Below are 15,514 nucleotides of genomic sequence, written 5' to 3' on the forward strand. Positions count from 1 at the left end.
GCCAAACGTCACACTCAACGGGTTCGGGGCGGGCGCGGCGGGGAATGCGCTACGCTGCCGCCATGACGACTCGCACCTGGTGGCGCCGCCGGTAGGTGGCCTGTCGTCTGTAATCAACGCCCAGTCCGCCGTCTCGGCCGGTGCTGGGCGTTCGTCGTCCTCGGCCGCGACCGACGTAGAAAGTCCTTCCATGACCCTGCTCGACGACCTCCTCGCCCAGCCGGCGTTCGCGCTCATCCGCGGGCGCGAGGCTGACACGGTCACGCTGCTCGGCGGTCCGCGGACCGACATCGAGAGCCTCGCCGACATCCCCCTCCTCGAGGGGGCGGAGGAGCGCTGGGACCACCTCGTCGTCGTGCCCTACGCGCAGGTCCGCGAGCGCGGTTTCGACGCGCGCGAGGACGGTACGCCGCTGTCGGTGATCCGGGCCGACATGCTCGAGGAGATCGCCCTGACCGACTTGCTGGAGCTCCTTCCCGACGTGCCGGTCGAGTTCGTCGACCGCGGGGGCTTCGAGACGAGTGACGGCGAGTACGCCGGGATCGTCCGGCGCATCATCGACGAGGAGATCGGCCACGGCGAAGGCGCCAACCTCGTGATCGGCCGGCACTACCGCGCGCAGGTGGCGGACTGGGGCCACCGACGCGCGCTGACGGTCCTCCGCCGCCTCCTCGAACGCGAGCGCGGGGCGTTCTGGACGTTCTGCATCTTCACCGGCGACCGCTACCTCATCGGTGCGAGCCCCGAGCGGCACGTCAGCCTGAACGGCGGGCAGGTGCGGATGAACCCGATCTCGGGCACGTTCCGCATGCGGGGCCTGGAGACGCACGCCGATCGCAAACGCGAACTGTTGCGGTTCCTGTCCGACGAGAAGGAGATCTACGAGCTCTTCATGGTCGTCGACGAGGAGCTCAAGATGATGTGCGACATCTGTCACGAGGGCGGCCTCGTGCTCGGGCCGTACCTCAAGCCGATGAGCCACCTCGTGCACACCGAGTACCTCCTCGCCGGCCGCACGAACCGTGACGTCCGCGAGGTGCTGCGGGACTCGATGTTCGCGGCCACCGTGACCGGCAGCCCGGTCGAGAACGCGTGCCGGCTCATCGCGCAGTACGAGCCCGAGGGCCGCGGCTACTACGCCTCCGTCGCCGCGCTGATCGGCCGCGACGCCGAGGGCGGGCAGAAGGCCGACGCGCCGATCCTCATCCGCACCGCCGACGTCGATCTCGACGGACACCTCAAGGTCAGCGCCGGGGCGACGCTGGTGCGCGACTCCGACGCGGAGTACGAGACCGCCGAGACCTGGGCGAAGGCCGCCGGAATCCTCAGCGCGTTCGGTCTCGTCGAGGCCGCCCCGCCGGCGGTCGACGGATTCGATGCGTTCACCCGCGAGGACGACGTGCTCATCGCGCTCGGTTCGCGCAACCAGCGGCTCAGCCAGTTCTGGCTCCGCGACCAGTCGGGCACGCCGCCGATGCCGCAGTTGACCGGCAAACGGGTCGTGATCCTCGACGGTGAGGACGACTTCGTCAACATGCTCGCCCACGTCTTCAGCGTGCTGGGCATGACGACCGACATCGTCCGCCACGACGCCTACGCCGAGGGTGCCCTCGACGATCACGACCTCGTCGTCGTCGGCCCCGGCCCCGGCGATCCGCGGGCGGACGAGCCCAAGATGCGGGTGCTGCGGAGTGCGGTCGACCGATTGCTGGAGCGCCGGCAGCCGTTCCTCGGGGTGTGCCTCGGCCATCAGGCGCTCAGTCATCAGCTGGGGCTCGATCTGGAGTTCAAGGACATCGTCTTCCAGGGGACGCAGAGTCGGCTCCCCGTGCTCGGCCGCGAGGAGACCGTGGGGTTCTACAACACGTTCGTCGCGCGCGTGCCGGCGTCCGGGTTGCCCGACGGCGTGAGCGTGCAGACCGACGAGCGCGGCGACGTCCACCTCGTCGCCGGGCCGCACTACCGCGGCATCCAGTTCCACGCGGAGTCGATCCTCACGCAGAACGGCTTCGCCATCCTGCGCGATCTCGTCTGCGAACTCCTTCCCGCCCGTTGACGGTTCCCGCAGAACCGTTCACCACCGGTGGAATCGTGGGGAACCGAGGTCCCAGGGAGCGGCGCCAGGTCACCGGCCGGAGGCCGTCACCCCAGCAAGTAGGCTGGTGCCGTGACGTTGGATACCGTCGAACACGCCTCCTCCACCCCTGATCACGAGCAGCCCTGGGCCGAGTTGGGTCTGAAGCCCGACGAGTACCAGCGCATCCGTGAGATCCTCGGCCGCCGTCCCACCGGCGCCGAGCTGGCCATGTACTCGGTCATGTGGAGCGAGCACTGCTCGTACAAGTCGAGCAAGGTGCATCTGCGCAAGTTCGGTGAGCTGCCGCAGGAGACCCCGCTCGGCAAGACGCTCGCGGGCATCGGCGAGAACGCCGGCGTCATCGACATCGGCCAGGGGTACGCGGTCACCTTCAAGGTCGAGTCGCACAACCACCCCAGCTACGTCGAGCCGTACCAGGGCGCCGCGACCGGCATCGGTGGCATCGTGCGCGACATCCTCGCAATGGGCGCGCGCCCGGTCGCCGTCATGGACCCGCTGCGCTTCGGCCCGCTCGACGCGCCCGACACCTCCCGCGTCCTGCCCGGCATCGTCGCCGGCGTCGGCGGCTACGGCAACTGCCTCGGACTGCCCAATATCGGCGGCGAGGTCGTCTTCGACGAGACCTACATCGGCAACCCGCTGGTCAACGCCTTGTGCGTCGGCGTGCTGCGTCATGAGGACCTCCACCTCGCGCACGCGAGCGGCGCGGGCAACAAGGTCGTCCTCTATGGGGCGCGCACCGGAGGCGACGGCATCGGCGGCGTGAGCGTCCTCGCCTCGGAGACCTTCACCGACGAGGGCCCGACCAAGCGCCCCAGCGTGCAGGTCGGCGATCCGTTCATGGAGAAGCTCCTCATCGAGTGCACCCTCGAACTGTTCAAAGCCGGCGTCGTCGCCGGCATCCAGGATCTCGGCGGTGCCGGTCTGTCCTGCGCGACCAGCGAGCTCGCCAGCGCCGGTGACGGCGGCATGCACGTCGAGCTCGACCAGGTGCCGCTGCGCGACGCCACCCTCTCGCCCGAGGAGATCCTCATGAGCGAGAGCCAGGAGCGCATGATGGCCGTGGTCGAGCCCCAGCACCTGGCCGCGTTCATGGACATCTGCCGCACGTGGGACGTCGAGGCCGTCGTCGTCGGCGAAGTCACCGACGGGGACCGCCTCGTCATCGATTGGCACGGCGAGACCGTCGTCGACGTCCCGCCGCGTTCGGTCGCCCACGACGGCCCGGTCTACGAGCGCCCGTACGCCCGCCCCGCGTGGCAGGACGACCTCCAGGCGGACGCCGCGGAGAAGCTGCCGCGCCCGGCCTCGCCCGAGGCCCTGCGGGAGCAGTTCGAGCAGGTCGTCACCAGCCCCAACATGGCCGACAAGAGCTGGGTCACGCACCAGTACGACCGCTACGTGCTCGGCAACACCGTGCTTGCCCAGCCCGAGGACGCCGGCGTGGTCCGCGTCGACGAGGAGACCGGCCTCGGCGTCGCCGTCTCCACCGACTGCAACGGCCGCTTCGCCAAGCTCGATCCGTACACCGGCACGCAGCTCGCCCTCGCCGAGTCGTACCGCAACGTCGCCGTCACCGGAGCGCAGCCGCTCGCGGTCACCGACTGCCTCAACTTCGGCTCGCCGGAGGACCCGGACGTCATGTGGCAGTTCGAACGCGCCACCCACGGTCTCAAGGACGCGTGCGCCGAGCTCGGCATCCCGGTGACCGGCGGCAACGTGTCGTTCTACAACCAGACCGGCGACACCCCGATCCTCCCGACCCCGGTCGTCGGAGTGCTGGGCGTCATCCAGGACGTCCGCCAGCGCGTCACCCAAGGGTTCCGGACCGAGGGCGCGCACCTGCTGCTGCTCGGCGAGACCCGCGACGAGCTGTCTGGCTCCACCTGGGCCGACGTCGTGCACGGGCATCTCGGCGGCCTTCCGCCGGCGGTCGACCTCGATGCCGAACGCCGTCTCGCCGCCCTCATGGTCGACGTCGCCAAGACGGCGATCATCGAAGCCGCCCACGACCTGTCCGACGGCGGTCTCGCGATGGCCGTGGCCGAGGCGGCCTTCCGCAACGGCGTCGGTGCGACGCTCGAACTCGACGACCCGTTCGTCGACCTGTTCAGCGAGTCCGCGGGTCGTGTGCTGGTCGCGGTGCCGGCGGACAACCACGAGGAGTTCGTGTCTCTCGCCGAGCAGCACGGCGTGGAGCTGGCCTCGATCGGCCGTACCGGCGGCGACCGGATCGTCGTCGACGGACAGTTCACGGTCGACGTCGCGCAGCTGCGTGATACCTGGCGTTCCACCCTTCCTGACGTGCTGGGAACCATCGGCGCGCACGCGTGATCGGGAGTAGCCTGCGGGCTGTGTCCCCTCGTCACCCCCGCGAAGAGCACCGATCGGAGCCGCTCGACGAGCGCCTGCGAGACAACGCCGCGCTCGCCGAGATCGAGCTGACCAGCAGGCTCATGATCGCGGCCTCGGGCACCGAGGCCCGGCTCACCCAGGACGAGGTGGACCACCTGCTCGGCGTGGGGTCCGATGACGACTCCGTGAACTGAGGGCGAGCCAGGAGCGACCGCGATGCGTCCGCGTGGTGCATTGCCGTTTAGCATGGTGGGCGGCCCAGTTCCGCCTCTCAAGGGAGCCTTGCGTGCGGTTTCGCATTCGACCGGTCGAAACGACCTTCTACGACTTGTTCACCGAGTCGGCCCAGCATCTGGTGACGGGTGCAGATCTGCTCGCTCAGGTGCTCGACATGGACGTCACCAACGGTGACATCGCCGAGCGGATGCGTGAGGCCGAGCACCAGGCCGACGAGACGACGCACCGCATCATCAAGCGCGTCAACAGCACGTTCATCACCCCGTTCGACCGAGAGGACATCTACGCCCTCGCCAGCGGTCTCGACGACGTCATGGACCACATGGACGAGGCCGTCGACAGCATCGTCCTGTACGGAGTGACGGACTTCCCCGAGGCGTTCGCCGGTCAGGTCGCAGTGCTCCAGCGCGCCGCGCAGCTGACCGCCGAGGCCATGCCGAGGCTGCGGACGATGAAGGATCTCGAGGAGTTCTGGATCGAGATCAACCGACTCGAGAACGAAGGCGACCGCAACCACCGGCGGATCCTGGCGCACCTGTTCGACGGCAGCTACAAGGCGATGGCGGTCCTCAAGCTCAAGGACATCGTCGAGTCGGTCGAGTCGGCCATCGACGCCTTCGAGTCGGTCGCCAACACCATCGAGCAGATCGCCGTCAAGGAGTCCTGACCGGTGGATCTCACCCTGGCCATGGTGATCGCGGTCGTCGTGATCGCGCTCGTGTTCGACTACACGAACGGCTTCCATGACGCCGCGAACGCCATCGCCACCTCGGTGTCGACGCGTGCGCTGACACCGCGAGTCGCCCTCGCGATGGCGGCGATCCTCAACTTCGTCGGCGCCTGGCTGGGTGTCGGTGTGGCGCAGACCATCCAGGAGATCATCCAGATCGAGACGGCACCGGGGGAGGGGTCCGCCCACGCGCTGACCATCGTGTTGGCGGCGCTCGTCGGCGCGATCACCTGGAACCTCATCACCTGGTACTTCGGCATCCCGTCGTCGTCCTCGCACGCGCTCATCGGCGGCATCGTCGGTGCGGGCATCGCGTCGGCCACGACGGTCAGCTGGGACATCCTGGTCAACAAGGTCGCCATCCCGATGGTGGTGTCACCGGCAGTCGGCTTCCTCAGCGCCTACTTGCTGATGGTCGCCATCATGTGGATCTTCCGGCGCGCTCGACCGGCTCGGGTGAACCGTGGTTTCCGTCTCGCCCAGACCGTCTCTGCGGCGGGCATGGCGCTCGGTCACGGTCTGCAGGACGCGCAGAAGACGATGGGCATCATCGTCCTCGCCCTGGTGGCCGGTGGCCTGCACGACGGCAACGACGTGCCGTTCTGGGTCATCGTCGCGGCCGCGTCGGCGATCGCGGCGGGCACGTACGCCGGTGGCTGGCGGATCATGCGCACCCTCGGGCGCCGCATCATCGAGCTCGATCCGCCCAAGGGATTCGCGGCCGAGGCCACCGCGGCATCGGTGCTGTACGTGATGGCGATCGGTCTGCACGCGCCGGTCTCGACGACGCACACCATCACGTCGGCGATCATGGGTGCGGGCGCGACGAAGCGGTTCAGTGCCGTGCGCTGGGGAGTGGCGCAGGGCATCGTCGTCGCGTGGGTCATCACGATCCCCGCCGCGGCCACCGTCGCCGCCCTCTTCTACTTCGTCGCCCGCATCTTCCTCCCGTAGGCGGCTCCGCCGCGAGATGTGGTCAGTTCTGTGGAATCGAACCCCGCCGCTGTTCCAAAGAACTGACCACATCTCGGGCCGGAGGGCTCACGCGCCGAGCACGCGGGTGAGGTAGGAGTTGGCGAAGCGGCGGTCGGGGTCGGCCTCGTCGCGGATGCTGAGGAAGTCCGCGAAGCGCGGGTAGCGCGAGGCGAAGTAGTCCGCGTCGAGGGTGTGCAGCTTGCCCCAGTGCGGGCGCCCCTCGTGCGCGACGAAGATGTCCTGTGCGGCCGCGAAGTACCGGCGGTAGTCGGCGCGGTGGTACTGATGCACCGCGACGTACACGTTGTCGCGCTCATGCCCGGTGGACAGCCAGATGTCGTCGGCCGCGGTGAAGCGCACCTCGATCGGGAAGCCGACGAGATCCTCGCGTCGCCCGAACCATCGCTGCAGCTCGCCGATCACCTCCGCGGCGGCCGCGCGCGGCATCGCGAACTCGGACTCCCGGAATCGTACGTCGCGCGGCGACACGAACACGGCGTAGGAATGATCGATGTACTCACGGGCGCCGAGCGTCGATCCGGAGATCGCATTGAGCCGCGGGATCAGTGCCGGACGCACGGCGGACAGCCGGTTCACCCGTTCGTAGACCGTGTTGGACAGGAATCGATCATCGAGCCATGAGCGCCAGCGCGGCAGCGGCCTGCGCTCGGTCCCGGCCGGCACGCGGTTGTTGCGCTTGGTGAGCGCCTTCACCGTGTGCGGAAACCAGTAGAACTCGAAGTGATCGTTGCCGTCGACGAGGTCGTCGAGGCCGGCGAGGACGTCCGGCAACGGCATCGGCGCCTCGCGGGCGTGCAGCAGGAACGCGGGCACGCACTGGAGGGTGACCTCTGTGACGATCCCGAGGGCGCCGAGCCCGACTCGCGCCGCACCGAACCACGGGTGGGTCTCGTCGACCTCCACGACCGTGCCGTCGCCGACCACCAGTTGCAGCGCCACGACGGCGGCCGCGATGCCGTGCAGCCGGCCGCCGGTGCCGTGCGTCCCGGTGGAGATCGCGCCCGACACCGACTGCGGATCGACGTCGCCGAGATTCGGCAGGGCGAGCCCGAGCCGCTGCAACTGCGGGTTCAGCTCCCGCAGCGACATGCCCGCCTGCACCCGCACTCGTGCGGTGGCCGAATCGTGGTGCAGCAGCCGGTTCATCCGGTTGAGCCGCAGCTGGACGCCGTCGGTGGCGGCGATGGCGGTGAACGAGTGGCTTGCCCCAACGGCCTTGATCGCGCGATGGGACCGCACGAGGGTGGCGACCTCGTCGGTGCTCGCCGGGTGCGCGACGAGCTTCGGGGTGGCGGTGACGTTGCCGCCCCAGTTGGTCCACGTGATCATCCGAAGTTCTTCCGCTCGCCCCGATACGTCGGGGTGCGCACGACATGCCCGCCCGAGGTGACGACGGCGACCTCGTCGAAGCGCTCGCACATCTCGCCGGCCTTCGCGTGACGGAACACCACGCGGTCGCCGATCGAGAGTCGGCGAGCGGCCGCGCCTTGCACCGGGGTCTGCACCTCGCCGGCCCCCTCGGCGTCGAGGAGGGAGAGTTCCTCGGGCCACACCGGCGTCGGCACGCGCGACTCGCCGGCCTGTCCCGAGGCGATGTAGCCGCCGGAGAAGCAGGTGGCGATGTCGCGGGTGGGCTTGCGCACGACGGACAAGGCGAAGAACGCCGCGGGCCGCGACGTGAAGGCGCGATAGCCATCGAAGAGGGTCGGGGAGAACAGCCCAGAGCCGGCGGTCAGCTCGGTGATCGACGGATCGGTCCCGGTCACGTGCAGGCTCCCGGTGCCACCGGCGTTCACGAGCCGGAGGTCGGTGAGGTTGCCGACCGCTTTGACGATGCGCTTACGGCGGCGTCGCAGTTCGGCGTTCGAACGGCGCTTCACGGTGCGCACGGCGAACGAGGAGTCCGGGAGGCCCGCGATCTGCGCGTCGTAGAACATCAGACCGGTGAGGTCGAAGCCGGGACGCTCGACGATCGCCTGGGCCAGCTTCTTGACGTCGCGCTTGCTGTGTACGGGGGAGCGCCGCACGCCCAGGTGCGCGCCGGCCACCCGCCACGATGCGTCGACCTCGATCGCGACGTTGATCGTCGGGTGCCCGGCACCGAGGACGTGGTCGATGTAGTCGATGCCGTCCACGGAATCGACCATCAGGGTGATCGCCGCGAGCCGGTGGTCCTTGGCGGCGAGTTCGAGCAGCGCCTCGCGGTGCACCGTCGGGTACGCCAGCAGGATGTCGTCGACACCCTGATCGGCGAGCCACACCGACTCAGGGAGCGAGTACGTCATGACCCCGCGGAACCCGTCGAGGGTCAGGGCGTTCTTGATGATCGAGCGGACCCGGACCGACTTGGTGGCCAACCGGATCGGCGTGCCGTCGGCGCGGGCGATGAGATCGGCCGCGTTGGCCCACAGCGCCTCCTCGTCGACGATCGCGTAGGGCGTGTCGAGCGAGGCGGTGGCGGCGAGGAGCCGTTCGTAGTCGGGCACGCGCCCAGTATCGCCCAGCCCGGTGGCCCTCGGTGGGATCTCGCGCCGAGGGTCACCTGAGCTTGCGTCATACGTTCCGAGGCCCAGGACCCACGAAACGTATGACGCAACGAGAGGGTGGGAGCGCGGTGGTGACGTGCCCTACGATGGTCGGGCGGCTCGGCCGCATGCCCCTGTAGCTCAGTTGGTAGAGCGCCTTACTTGTAATAAGGATGTCGCGGGTTCGAATCCTGTCGGGGGCTCCACGCGAACGGCTCAGCCGAAGGACCGCCGCCGGAAGAGGTGCAGGTCGTCACCGCGTTCCTCTGCGGTCTCGGTGAGTGCCCATCCCAGACTCTCGAAGAACGCGAACGCGACCTGGTTGCCCGATTCGACGTACGCCCGCCACGCGGGAGCGTCGAGATGCCCGGGCCAGGCCAGGAACTCCTGCACGGCCGCCGCGGCCCACCCTTCGCGGCGACGGCCGGGGGCGACAGCCAGGTCGGTGATGACGTGGTCGGGATGCTCGCCGGTACCCCAGACGCACCCGACGACGGCCACCGGAGCCTCACGGTGACTCGCCACCAACTCGACACCGTCGTGCTCGGCGAGCACATGATGCAGCCAGTCCTCGTCGAGCGGTCCCAGCTGGGCGTTGAGCTGCGGGTCGGCGTACCAGGCGCGCAGCCACGGCCAGTCCTCCGCGGTGAAGCGGCGCAGCGTCACCTCGCGCGTCATCTCAGCACCTCTGCAGTTCGCGCCGCATCGCGTCGGCCTCCGCCTGCGTGACCCAGACGCCGTAGGCCGCCTTGACGTTCACGATCTTACTCACGTACGTGCAGCGGTAGGCGCGGTTCGCGGGGAGCCACGTGGCGACGTCGGCGTCGCCCTTGGCGCTGTTCGCGGCACCGTCCACCGCCAACAGGTTGATCGGGTCGTTGGCGAAGGCGATGCGCTTCTCGCGGGTCCACTGCTGGGCGCCCTTCTGCCACGCGTCGGACAGCGCAACGAGGTGATCGATCTGCACCGCGCTCGAGGTCCGTTCGCCGCGCCGGAACTCGATCCGCTCGCCCGTGAACGGGTCGTCGAGCGTGCCCGACAGGACTCGGCAGCCGCGGTCGTCGCCGAACTCGACGTCGGTCAGATCCCGTCGCAGGATGTCGTTGCGGGTGTCGCACCCATTGCGGCCGAACTCCACGTCGGCCGCGTCGGTCCACGCCTCACCGAACTGCTCGCGCGAGTAGCCGGTCTTGGCGGCGCGCCCCTTGACCGGCAGGCTCTCGGCGAGCGCGACCGAGGCACGTGCCTCTGGGGCTGGCGCCGGCTGGGACCGTGCGAGGAACTCGTCACCGGTCCAACCGAGGACGACCGCCAGCACGACGACGACACTCGCGACGCCGGTCAGAACCCGCTTCATGGCTGCCTTCCGTTCATCGCATCCCGACCCCGGGCATGGGGCTCGGCACGAGCACAGTAGCCGCTGCCACCGACACCGCGATCCCTCGCGTCGGCGGTCGATCGGGCATCCGGCGGTGGCTCTGCTCCCGGGGATTCCGCGGCCTCGGAGTCGGGGAAGCCGCCGCGAGCGGGGTCCTCGATGCTTGCTAGGTTGGAAGGCGACCAATCTTCGAAGGGGAGTCCATGTCCAACCGCTTTGACGTCGTGGTGCTGGGTGCCGGCCCCGGCGGATACGTGGCAGCGATCCGCGCCGCGCAGCTCGGCGAGTCCGTGGCGATCATCGAGAGCAAGTACTGGGGCGGTGTCTGCCTCAACGTCGGCTGCATCCCGTCCAAGGCGCTCCTGCGCAACGCCGAGCTCGCCAACATCGTCAACCACGAGGCGGACAAGTTCGGCATCAGCGGTGACGTCTCCTTCGACTTCGGCAAGGCGTTCAGCCGCAGCCGCGAGGTGGCCGACGGGCGCGTCAAGGGCGTGCACTTCCTGATGAAGAAGAACAACATCACCGAGTTCGACGGCCGCGGCACCTTCACCGGCCCCAACTCGATCGAGGTCGCCCTCAACGACGGCGGCACCGAGACGATCGAGTTCGAGAACGTCATCATCGCCACCGGCTCGCGCGTGCGCATGCTGCCCGGCGTGGAAAAGTCCGAGAACGTCCTCACCTACGAAGAGCAGATCATGCGCGACGATCTGCCCGAGTCGATGGCCATCGTCGGCGCCGGTGCGATCGGCATGGAGTTCGCCTACGTGCTGCGCGCTTACGGCGTCGACGTCACCATCATCGAGTTCCTCGATCGCGCGCTGCCCAACGAGGACGCCGAGGTCTCCAAGGAGATCACCAAGGCGTACAAGAAGCTCGGCATCCCGATCCTCACCTCCACGAAGGTCGAGGAGGTCACCGACAACGGCAGCTCGGTGACGGTCCGCTACAGCGGCAAGAAGGGCGAGGAGACCATCGAGGTCGACCGCGTCCTGGTGTCGATCGGCTTCCTGCCCAACGTCGAGGGCCTGGGTCTGGACAAGGCCGGCGTCGAGCTCACCGATCGCGGCGCGATCGCGATCGACGAGCGCATGCGCACCAACGTTCCGCACATCTACGCGATCGGCGACGTCACCATGAAGCTGCAGCTCGCCCACGTGGCCGAGGCGCAGGGCGTGGTGGCCGCCGAGACGATCGCCGATGCCGAGACGATGGAGCTCGGCGACTACCGGATGATGCCGCGTGCCACGTTCTGCACGCCGCAGGTCGCCTCGTTCGGTCTCACCGAGGAGCAGGCCAAGGAGGAGGGCTACGACGTCGTCGTCGCGAAGTTCCCCTTCACCGCCAACGGCAAGGCGCACGGCCTCGGCGACGCCTCCGGCTTCGTCAAGCTGGTCGCCGACAAGGAGCACTTCGAGCTGCTCGGCGGCCACCTCATCGGTCCGGACGTCTCCGAGCTGCTTCCGGAGCTCACGCTCGCGCAGAAGTGGGATCTCGGTGCCCTCGAACTCGCCCGCAACGTGCACACGCATCCGACGCTCAGCGAGGCGCTGCAGGAGGCCTTCCACGGCCTCGTCGGTCACATGATCAACTTCTGATCGTCAGCGGTCTCGTCCATCGGGCGGTGAGCTCACCCGCATCGTCGCGCACGACGTGCGTGGTGGCTCACCGCCCGATGTCGTTGGTCCGGGCTGAGTCACCGCTCAGGAGACGGCGAGCCGGGATTCGAGTTCACCGCGGGCCGTGACGAGCGACGGGCCGTACCAGGTCAGCGACCGTCCCGAGCACAGGACGGTACGGGTCCGCGTGAACGCCTCGGGACCGTCGTCGGGAGTGAAGACGTAGGGCTCGTCCGGGAGGAGGACGAGGTCGATGTCCGGACGATCGAGCTCGGCGAGTTCGACGTGCGGATAACGCTCCGGATGGCGCGCGAAGACGTTCTCGAGTCCGAGGCGCGCCATGACGTCCCCGGTGAAGGTTGACGACCCCACGACCATCCAGGGGTCTCGCCAGATCGCCATCGCGGCGCGTCCGCGGAACTCACTCGACGGTTCAGCCCACACCTGCTCGGCCTCGGCCAGCCACTCGGGCACGCCCCAGCCGAGGGCCGTCGTGAAGAGGCGTCGCATCGAGGCGAAGGCCTCGTCCAGGGTCTCGATCTTGGTGACCCAGACGGGGATGCCCTCGGCGCGCAGTCGGCGGACGTCGAGTTCGCGGTTCTCCTCCTGGTTGGCGACGACGAGGTCCGGGCGGAGCTCGGAAATGAGATCGCGGTCGGGATTCTTGGTGCCCCGCACTCGGGTGACCTCCAGGCCCGGCGGCTGCGTGCACCAGTCGGTCGCCCCCACGAGGGCCTCGGGCTCGGTGGCCGCGATGGCCTCCGTGAGCGACGGGACGAGACTCACGACGCGACGTACGGGCTGTCGGGTGATGAGCTCGGTTCCCAGATCATCGCGCATGCGTCCAGCCTAGGCGGGCTAGCTGGGAAGCGGCTGAGGAGTCGAAGTCGCCGCAAGCCCACCGCGTCCTCGTCCTGGCGGCGCCCTAGGCTGAGGCCTATGAGCACTGCCCCGATCGACTGGACCGCGTCCGGTACCTACGACGACATCCGCTACGAGACCACGAGCGACGGCATCGCCAAGATCACCATCTGCCGTCCCGAAGTGCACAACGCCTTCCGGCCGCAGACGATCATCGAGATCTCCGAGGCGCTCAACGTCGCTCGCGAGGACGAGCGGGTCGGGGCGATCATCCTCACCGGCGAGGGCGAGAAGGCGTTCTGCTCCGGCGGCGACCAGCGGGTGCGCGGCGACAGCGGCTACAAGACCGACGCCGGCGCCACCGGGCGTTTCCACGTGACCGACCTGCACGTGCAGATGCGGCGCACGCCCAAGCCGATCGTCGCGATGGTCGCCGGATGGGCGATCGGCGGCGGCCACGTACTGCACCTGGTCTGCGACCTGACGATCGCGGCCGACAACGCTCGCTTCGGTCAGGTCGGCCCCAAGGTCGGCTCGTTCGACGGCGGTTTCGGCGCCAGCATCCTCTCCGACCTCGTCGGTCCCAAGAAGGCCAAGGAGATCTGGTTCCTGTGCCGGCAGTACGACGCGGCGCAGGCGCTCGAGATGGGACTCGTCAACACCGTCGTGCCGCTCGCCGACCTCGAGGCGGAGACCGTGGCGTGGTGCCGCGAGATGCTGCAGCACTCGCCGTTCGCCCTGCGTCTGCTCAAGGCCAGCTTCCACGCCTCCGAGGACGGCTACGCCGGGCTGCAGCAGCTCGCCCACGACGCCAACCTCCTGTTCTACGGCAACGAGGAGGCCAAGGAGGGGCGCGAGGCCTTCAAGGAGAAGCGTCGTCCGGAGTTCGAGCGCTTTCCCCGCCGCCCGTAAGCAGGGCTGCCACGCCCACAGCCTGATACGGATGATCAGCGTTCGAGACGGCTTTCGTACGATGGTGGGTATGCGTTCCCCCCGTATCCTCGGCCTCTCGGCCGCTGCCAGCCTGCTCGTTCTCGCGTCCGCGTGCGCTCCCGCGGACGAGAACGACGCCGATTCCACCACCGACGCGGCCGGCGACGGTCAGTGCTCGACTGACTCGCTGCCCCTCAAGAACGACGGCGTGCTCACGATCGCCACCGATGACCCGGCGTTCGAGCCGTGGTTCGTCGACAACGAGCCGAGCAACGGCGAAGGCTTCGAGAGCGCCGTCGCGTACGCCATCGCCGACGAGCTCGGGTTCGCCGAGGACGAGGTCGAGTGGGTCGTCGTGCCCTTCAACTCCTCCTACCAGCCCGGCGCGAAGGACTTCGACTTCGACATCAACCAGATCTCGATCACCGAAGAGCGCAAGAACGCCGTCGATTTCTCCAAGCCGTACTACTCGGCCGCGCAGGCCATCATCACGCTCGAGGGCTCGGAGTTCGCCGACGTCGGCTCGCTCGAGGACTTCAAGGACGCGCGCCTCGGTGCGCAGATCGGCACGACGTCGCTGGCGGCGATCGACCAGATCGACCCGTCCACGGCCCCGCTCGTCTACGACGACACCACCAAGGCGGCTCAGGCGCTGCAGAACGATCAGGTCGACGGCATCGTCGCCGACCTGCCCACCGCGTTCTACCTGACCGCCGCGGAGATCGACGGTTCCACGATCGCCGGGCAGTTCCAGCCCGAGACCGGCGAGTCCGAGGAGTTCGGCCTGCTGTTGGAGAAGGGCAGCGACCTCACGCCGTGCCTCGACGCGGCGATCGAGTCGCTCGAGGACGACGGCACGCTCGACGACATCGAGCAGCAGTGGCTCTCGGAGTCGGCGAACGTCCCCGAGCTGCAGTGACCTCCTCGCTCCCACCCGGGGCGGGCCGCACGCTGAGCGCCCGCCAGCTCGAGCGCAACGCCTACCGGCTGCGCCGCTCGCGGCGCCGGGCGACGATCGCCGCCGTCTCGACGGTGGTCGTGCTCGGCCTGATGCTCGTCGTGGTGGTCAACGCCCCGGGCTGGGAGCGGGTTCGCACGACGTACTTCGACTGGCGACACGCGCGGGAGTCCTTCCCGGCGATCCTCGACGCGTTCTGGCTCAACATCCGGTTGTTCCTCACCATCGAGGTGATCGTCCTCGCGCTCGCGCTGCTGGTTGCGGTGGTGCGGGTGATCCCGTCGCCCGCCCTCACCCCGCTGAAGATCCTGGCGGCGTTGTACACCGACATCTTCCGCGGCATCCCCACGCTGCTGGTCGTCCTGCTCGTCGGCTTCGGCGTTCCGGCGCTCAACCTCGGCGGGCTGCCGACGAGCCTGTTCTGGCTCGGCGTCATCGCCCTGACGCTGAGCTACGGCGCCTACGTGGCCGAGGTGCTGCGGGCGGGTCTCGTGTCCATCCACCCCACCCAGTGGGCCAGCGGGCGTGCCCTCGGCATGAGCTACGGCCAGACCCTGCGTCACATCGTGCTGCCGCAGGCGGTCCGCCGCGTGGCGCCGCCGCTCATCAACGACTTCGTGTCGCTGCAGAAGGACACGGCGCTGCTCTCCACGATCGGGCTCGTCGAGGCCTTGCGGGCGGCGCAGGTGTATTCGGCCTCGACCTTCAACTTCACCTCGCTGTGCGTCGCCGCGCTGTTCTTCATCGTCGTGACCATCCCGCTCGCGCGGTTCACCGATTGGCTCACGATCCGCTCCCTGCGGCGCGAGAACGGGATCTGA

At 68.8% G+C, this 15,514-nt stretch carries 14 protein-coding genes and 1 tRNA gene; 10 read left to right on the forward strand and 5 right to left on the reverse strand.

Going from position 1 to position 15,514, the window contains the following annotated elements:
• Positions 1-190: 190 nt before the first annotated feature.
• The 5 genes from D9V41_RS06815 to D9V41_RS06835 all read left to right on the forward strand — a co-directional run bounded on the left by D9V41_RS06815 (position 191) and on the right by D9V41_RS06835 (position 6,374).
• The gene (locus D9V41_RS06815) at positions 191-2,056 is read left to right on the forward strand and encodes an anthranilate synthase family protein (protein ID WP_121793805.1); all 1,866 of its coding nucleotides are present in this window, start codon (positions 191-193) and stop codon (positions 2,054-2,056) included.
• Between the two features lie 111 nt (positions 2,057-2,167).
• Positions 2,168-4,432 (forward strand): phosphoribosylformylglycinamidine synthase subunit PurL, encoded by a 2,265-nt coding sequence (purL, locus tag D9V41_RS06820; RefSeq protein ID WP_121793806.1) that lies wholly within the window; start codon positions 2,168-2,170, stop codon positions 4,430-4,432.
• A gap of 20 nt (positions 4,433-4,452) precedes the next feature.
• Positions 4,453-4,647 carry a hypothetical protein gene (locus tag D9V41_RS06825; RefSeq protein WP_121793807.1) on the forward strand — a complete coding sequence of 65 codons (195 nt, stop codon included), beginning with the start codon at positions 4,453-4,455 and terminating at the stop codon, positions 4,645-4,647.
• A 92-nt stretch (positions 4,648-4,739) separates the two neighbouring features.
• Positions 4,740-5,357, forward strand: a complete 618-nt coding sequence (locus D9V41_RS06830; RefSeq protein ID WP_121793808.1) for a DUF47 domain-containing protein — start codon at positions 4,740-4,742, stop codon at positions 5,355-5,357.
• 21 nt (positions 5,358-5,378) lie between these two features.
• Positions 5,379-6,374, forward strand: a complete 996-nt coding sequence (locus tag D9V41_RS06835) for an inorganic phosphate transporter (RefSeq protein WP_121794013.1) — start codon at positions 5,379-5,381, stop codon at positions 6,372-6,374.
• A gap of 87 nt (positions 6,375-6,461) precedes the next feature.
• On the opposite strand, the gene D9V41_RS06840 is transcribed toward D9V41_RS06835, so the two are convergent.
• Both D9V41_RS06840 and D9V41_RS06845 read right to left on the reverse strand, forming a co-directional pair.
• Positions 6,462-7,745, reverse strand: a complete 1,284-nt coding sequence (locus D9V41_RS06840) for a D-arabinono-1,4-lactone oxidase (protein WP_121793809.1) — start codon at positions 7,743-7,745, stop codon at positions 6,462-6,464.
• Positions 7,742-8,902, reverse strand: coding sequence for an amino acid deaminase/aldolase (locus tag D9V41_RS06845; protein WP_121793810.1), 1,161 nt, complete (start codon positions 8,900-8,902; stop codon positions 7,742-7,744). The genes D9V41_RS06840 and D9V41_RS06845 overlap by 4 nt, the downstream gene beginning before the upstream one ends.
• Positions 8,903-9,071: 169 nt before the next feature.
• Here D9V41_RS06845 and D9V41_RS06850 point away from each other — a divergent pair.
• Positions 9,072-9,147 (forward strand) — tRNA-Thr (locus tag D9V41_RS06850).
• 10 nt (positions 9,148-9,157) lie between these two features.
• Here the strand turns inward: D9V41_RS06850 and D9V41_RS06855 are convergent.
• On the reverse strand, positions 9,158-9,619 hold the full coding sequence (locus D9V41_RS06855; RefSeq protein ID WP_121793811.1) for a GNAT family N-acetyltransferase: 462 nt from the start codon (positions 9,617-9,619) through the stop codon (positions 9,158-9,160).
• 1 nt (position 9,620) lies between these two features.
• Positions 9,621-10,298 (reverse strand): HNH endonuclease family protein, encoded by a 678-nt coding sequence (locus D9V41_RS06860; RefSeq protein WP_121793812.1) that lies wholly within the window; start codon positions 10,296-10,298, stop codon positions 9,621-9,623.
• 224 nt (positions 10,299-10,522) lie between these two features.
• On the opposite strand from D9V41_RS06860, the gene lpdA reads away from it, so the two are divergent.
• Entirely contained in the window at positions 10,523-11,920 is a 1,398-nt protein-coding gene (gene lpdA, locus D9V41_RS06865) for a dihydrolipoyl dehydrogenase (protein WP_121793813.1), read from the forward strand.
• Between the two features lie 105 nt (positions 11,921-12,025).
• On the opposite strand, the gene D9V41_RS06870 is transcribed toward lpdA, so the two are convergent.
• Entirely contained in the window at positions 12,026-12,781 is a 756-nt protein-coding gene (locus D9V41_RS06870; protein WP_121793814.1) for a helical backbone metal receptor, read from the reverse strand.
• A 99-nt stretch (positions 12,782-12,880) separates the two neighbouring features.
• Here D9V41_RS06870 and menB point away from each other — a divergent pair, with 99 nt between their 5' ends.
• The 3 genes from menB (at position 12,881) to D9V41_RS06885 (ending at position 15,514) form a co-directional block, all read left to right on the forward strand.
• The gene (gene menB, locus D9V41_RS06875) at positions 12,881-13,714 is read left to right on the forward strand and encodes a 1,4-dihydroxy-2-naphthoyl-CoA synthase (protein ID WP_121793815.1); all 834 of its coding nucleotides are present in this window, start codon (positions 12,881-12,883) and stop codon (positions 13,712-13,714) included.
• 70 nt (positions 13,715-13,784) lie between these two features.
• On the forward strand, positions 13,785-14,654 hold the full coding sequence (locus D9V41_RS06880; protein WP_121793816.1) for an ABC transporter substrate-binding protein: 870 nt from the start codon (positions 13,785-13,787) through the stop codon (positions 14,652-14,654).
• On the forward strand, positions 14,651-15,514 hold the full coding sequence (locus D9V41_RS06885; RefSeq protein WP_121793817.1) for an amino acid ABC transporter permease: 864 nt from the start codon (positions 14,651-14,653) through the stop codon (positions 15,512-15,514). The genes D9V41_RS06880 and D9V41_RS06885 overlap by 4 nt, the downstream gene beginning before the upstream one ends.

The sequence above is a fragment of the Aeromicrobium phragmitis genome (assembly GCF_003674095.1).
Taxonomy (GTDB): Bacteria; Actinomycetota; Actinomycetes; order Propionibacteriales; family Nocardioidaceae; genus Aeromicrobium; species Aeromicrobium phragmitis.

What these genes read in the sequence shown, in the direction of transcription:
- menB (WP_121793815.1), top strand. Translation starts at nt 12,881, where the DNA reads ATGAGCACTGCCCCGATCGACTGGACCGCGTCCGGTACCTACGACGAC.
- D9V41_RS06815 (WP_121793805.1), top strand. Translation starts at nt 191, where the DNA reads ATGACCCTGCTCGACGACCTCCTCGCCCAGCCGGCGTTCGCGCTCATC.
- D9V41_RS06880 (WP_121793816.1), top strand. Translation starts at nt 13,785, where the DNA reads ATGCGTTCCCCCCGTATCCTCGGCCTCTCGGCCGCTGCCAGCCTGCTC.
- D9V41_RS06860 (WP_121793812.1), bottom strand. Translation starts at nt 10,298, where the DNA reads ATGAAGCGGGTTCTGACCGGCGTCGCGAGTGTCGTCGTCGTGCTGGCG.
- D9V41_RS06870 (WP_121793814.1), bottom strand. Translation starts at nt 12,781, where the DNA reads ATGCGCGATGATCTGGGAACCGAGCTCATCACCCGACAGCCCGTACGT.
- D9V41_RS06855 (WP_121793811.1), bottom strand. Translation starts at nt 9,619, where the DNA reads ATGACGCGCGAGGTGACGCTGCGCCGCTTCACCGCGGAGGACTGGCCG.
- lpdA (WP_121793813.1), top strand. Translation starts at nt 10,523, where the DNA reads ATGTCCAACCGCTTTGACGTCGTGGTGCTGGGTGCCGGCCCCGGCGGA.
- D9V41_RS06835 (WP_121794013.1), top strand. Translation starts at nt 5,379, where the DNA reads ATGGTGATCGCGGTCGTCGTGATCGCGCTCGTGTTCGACTACACGAAC.
- D9V41_RS06840 (WP_121793809.1), bottom strand. Translation starts at nt 7,745, where the DNA reads ATGATCACGTGGACCAACTGGGGCGGCAACGTCACCGCCACCCCGAAG.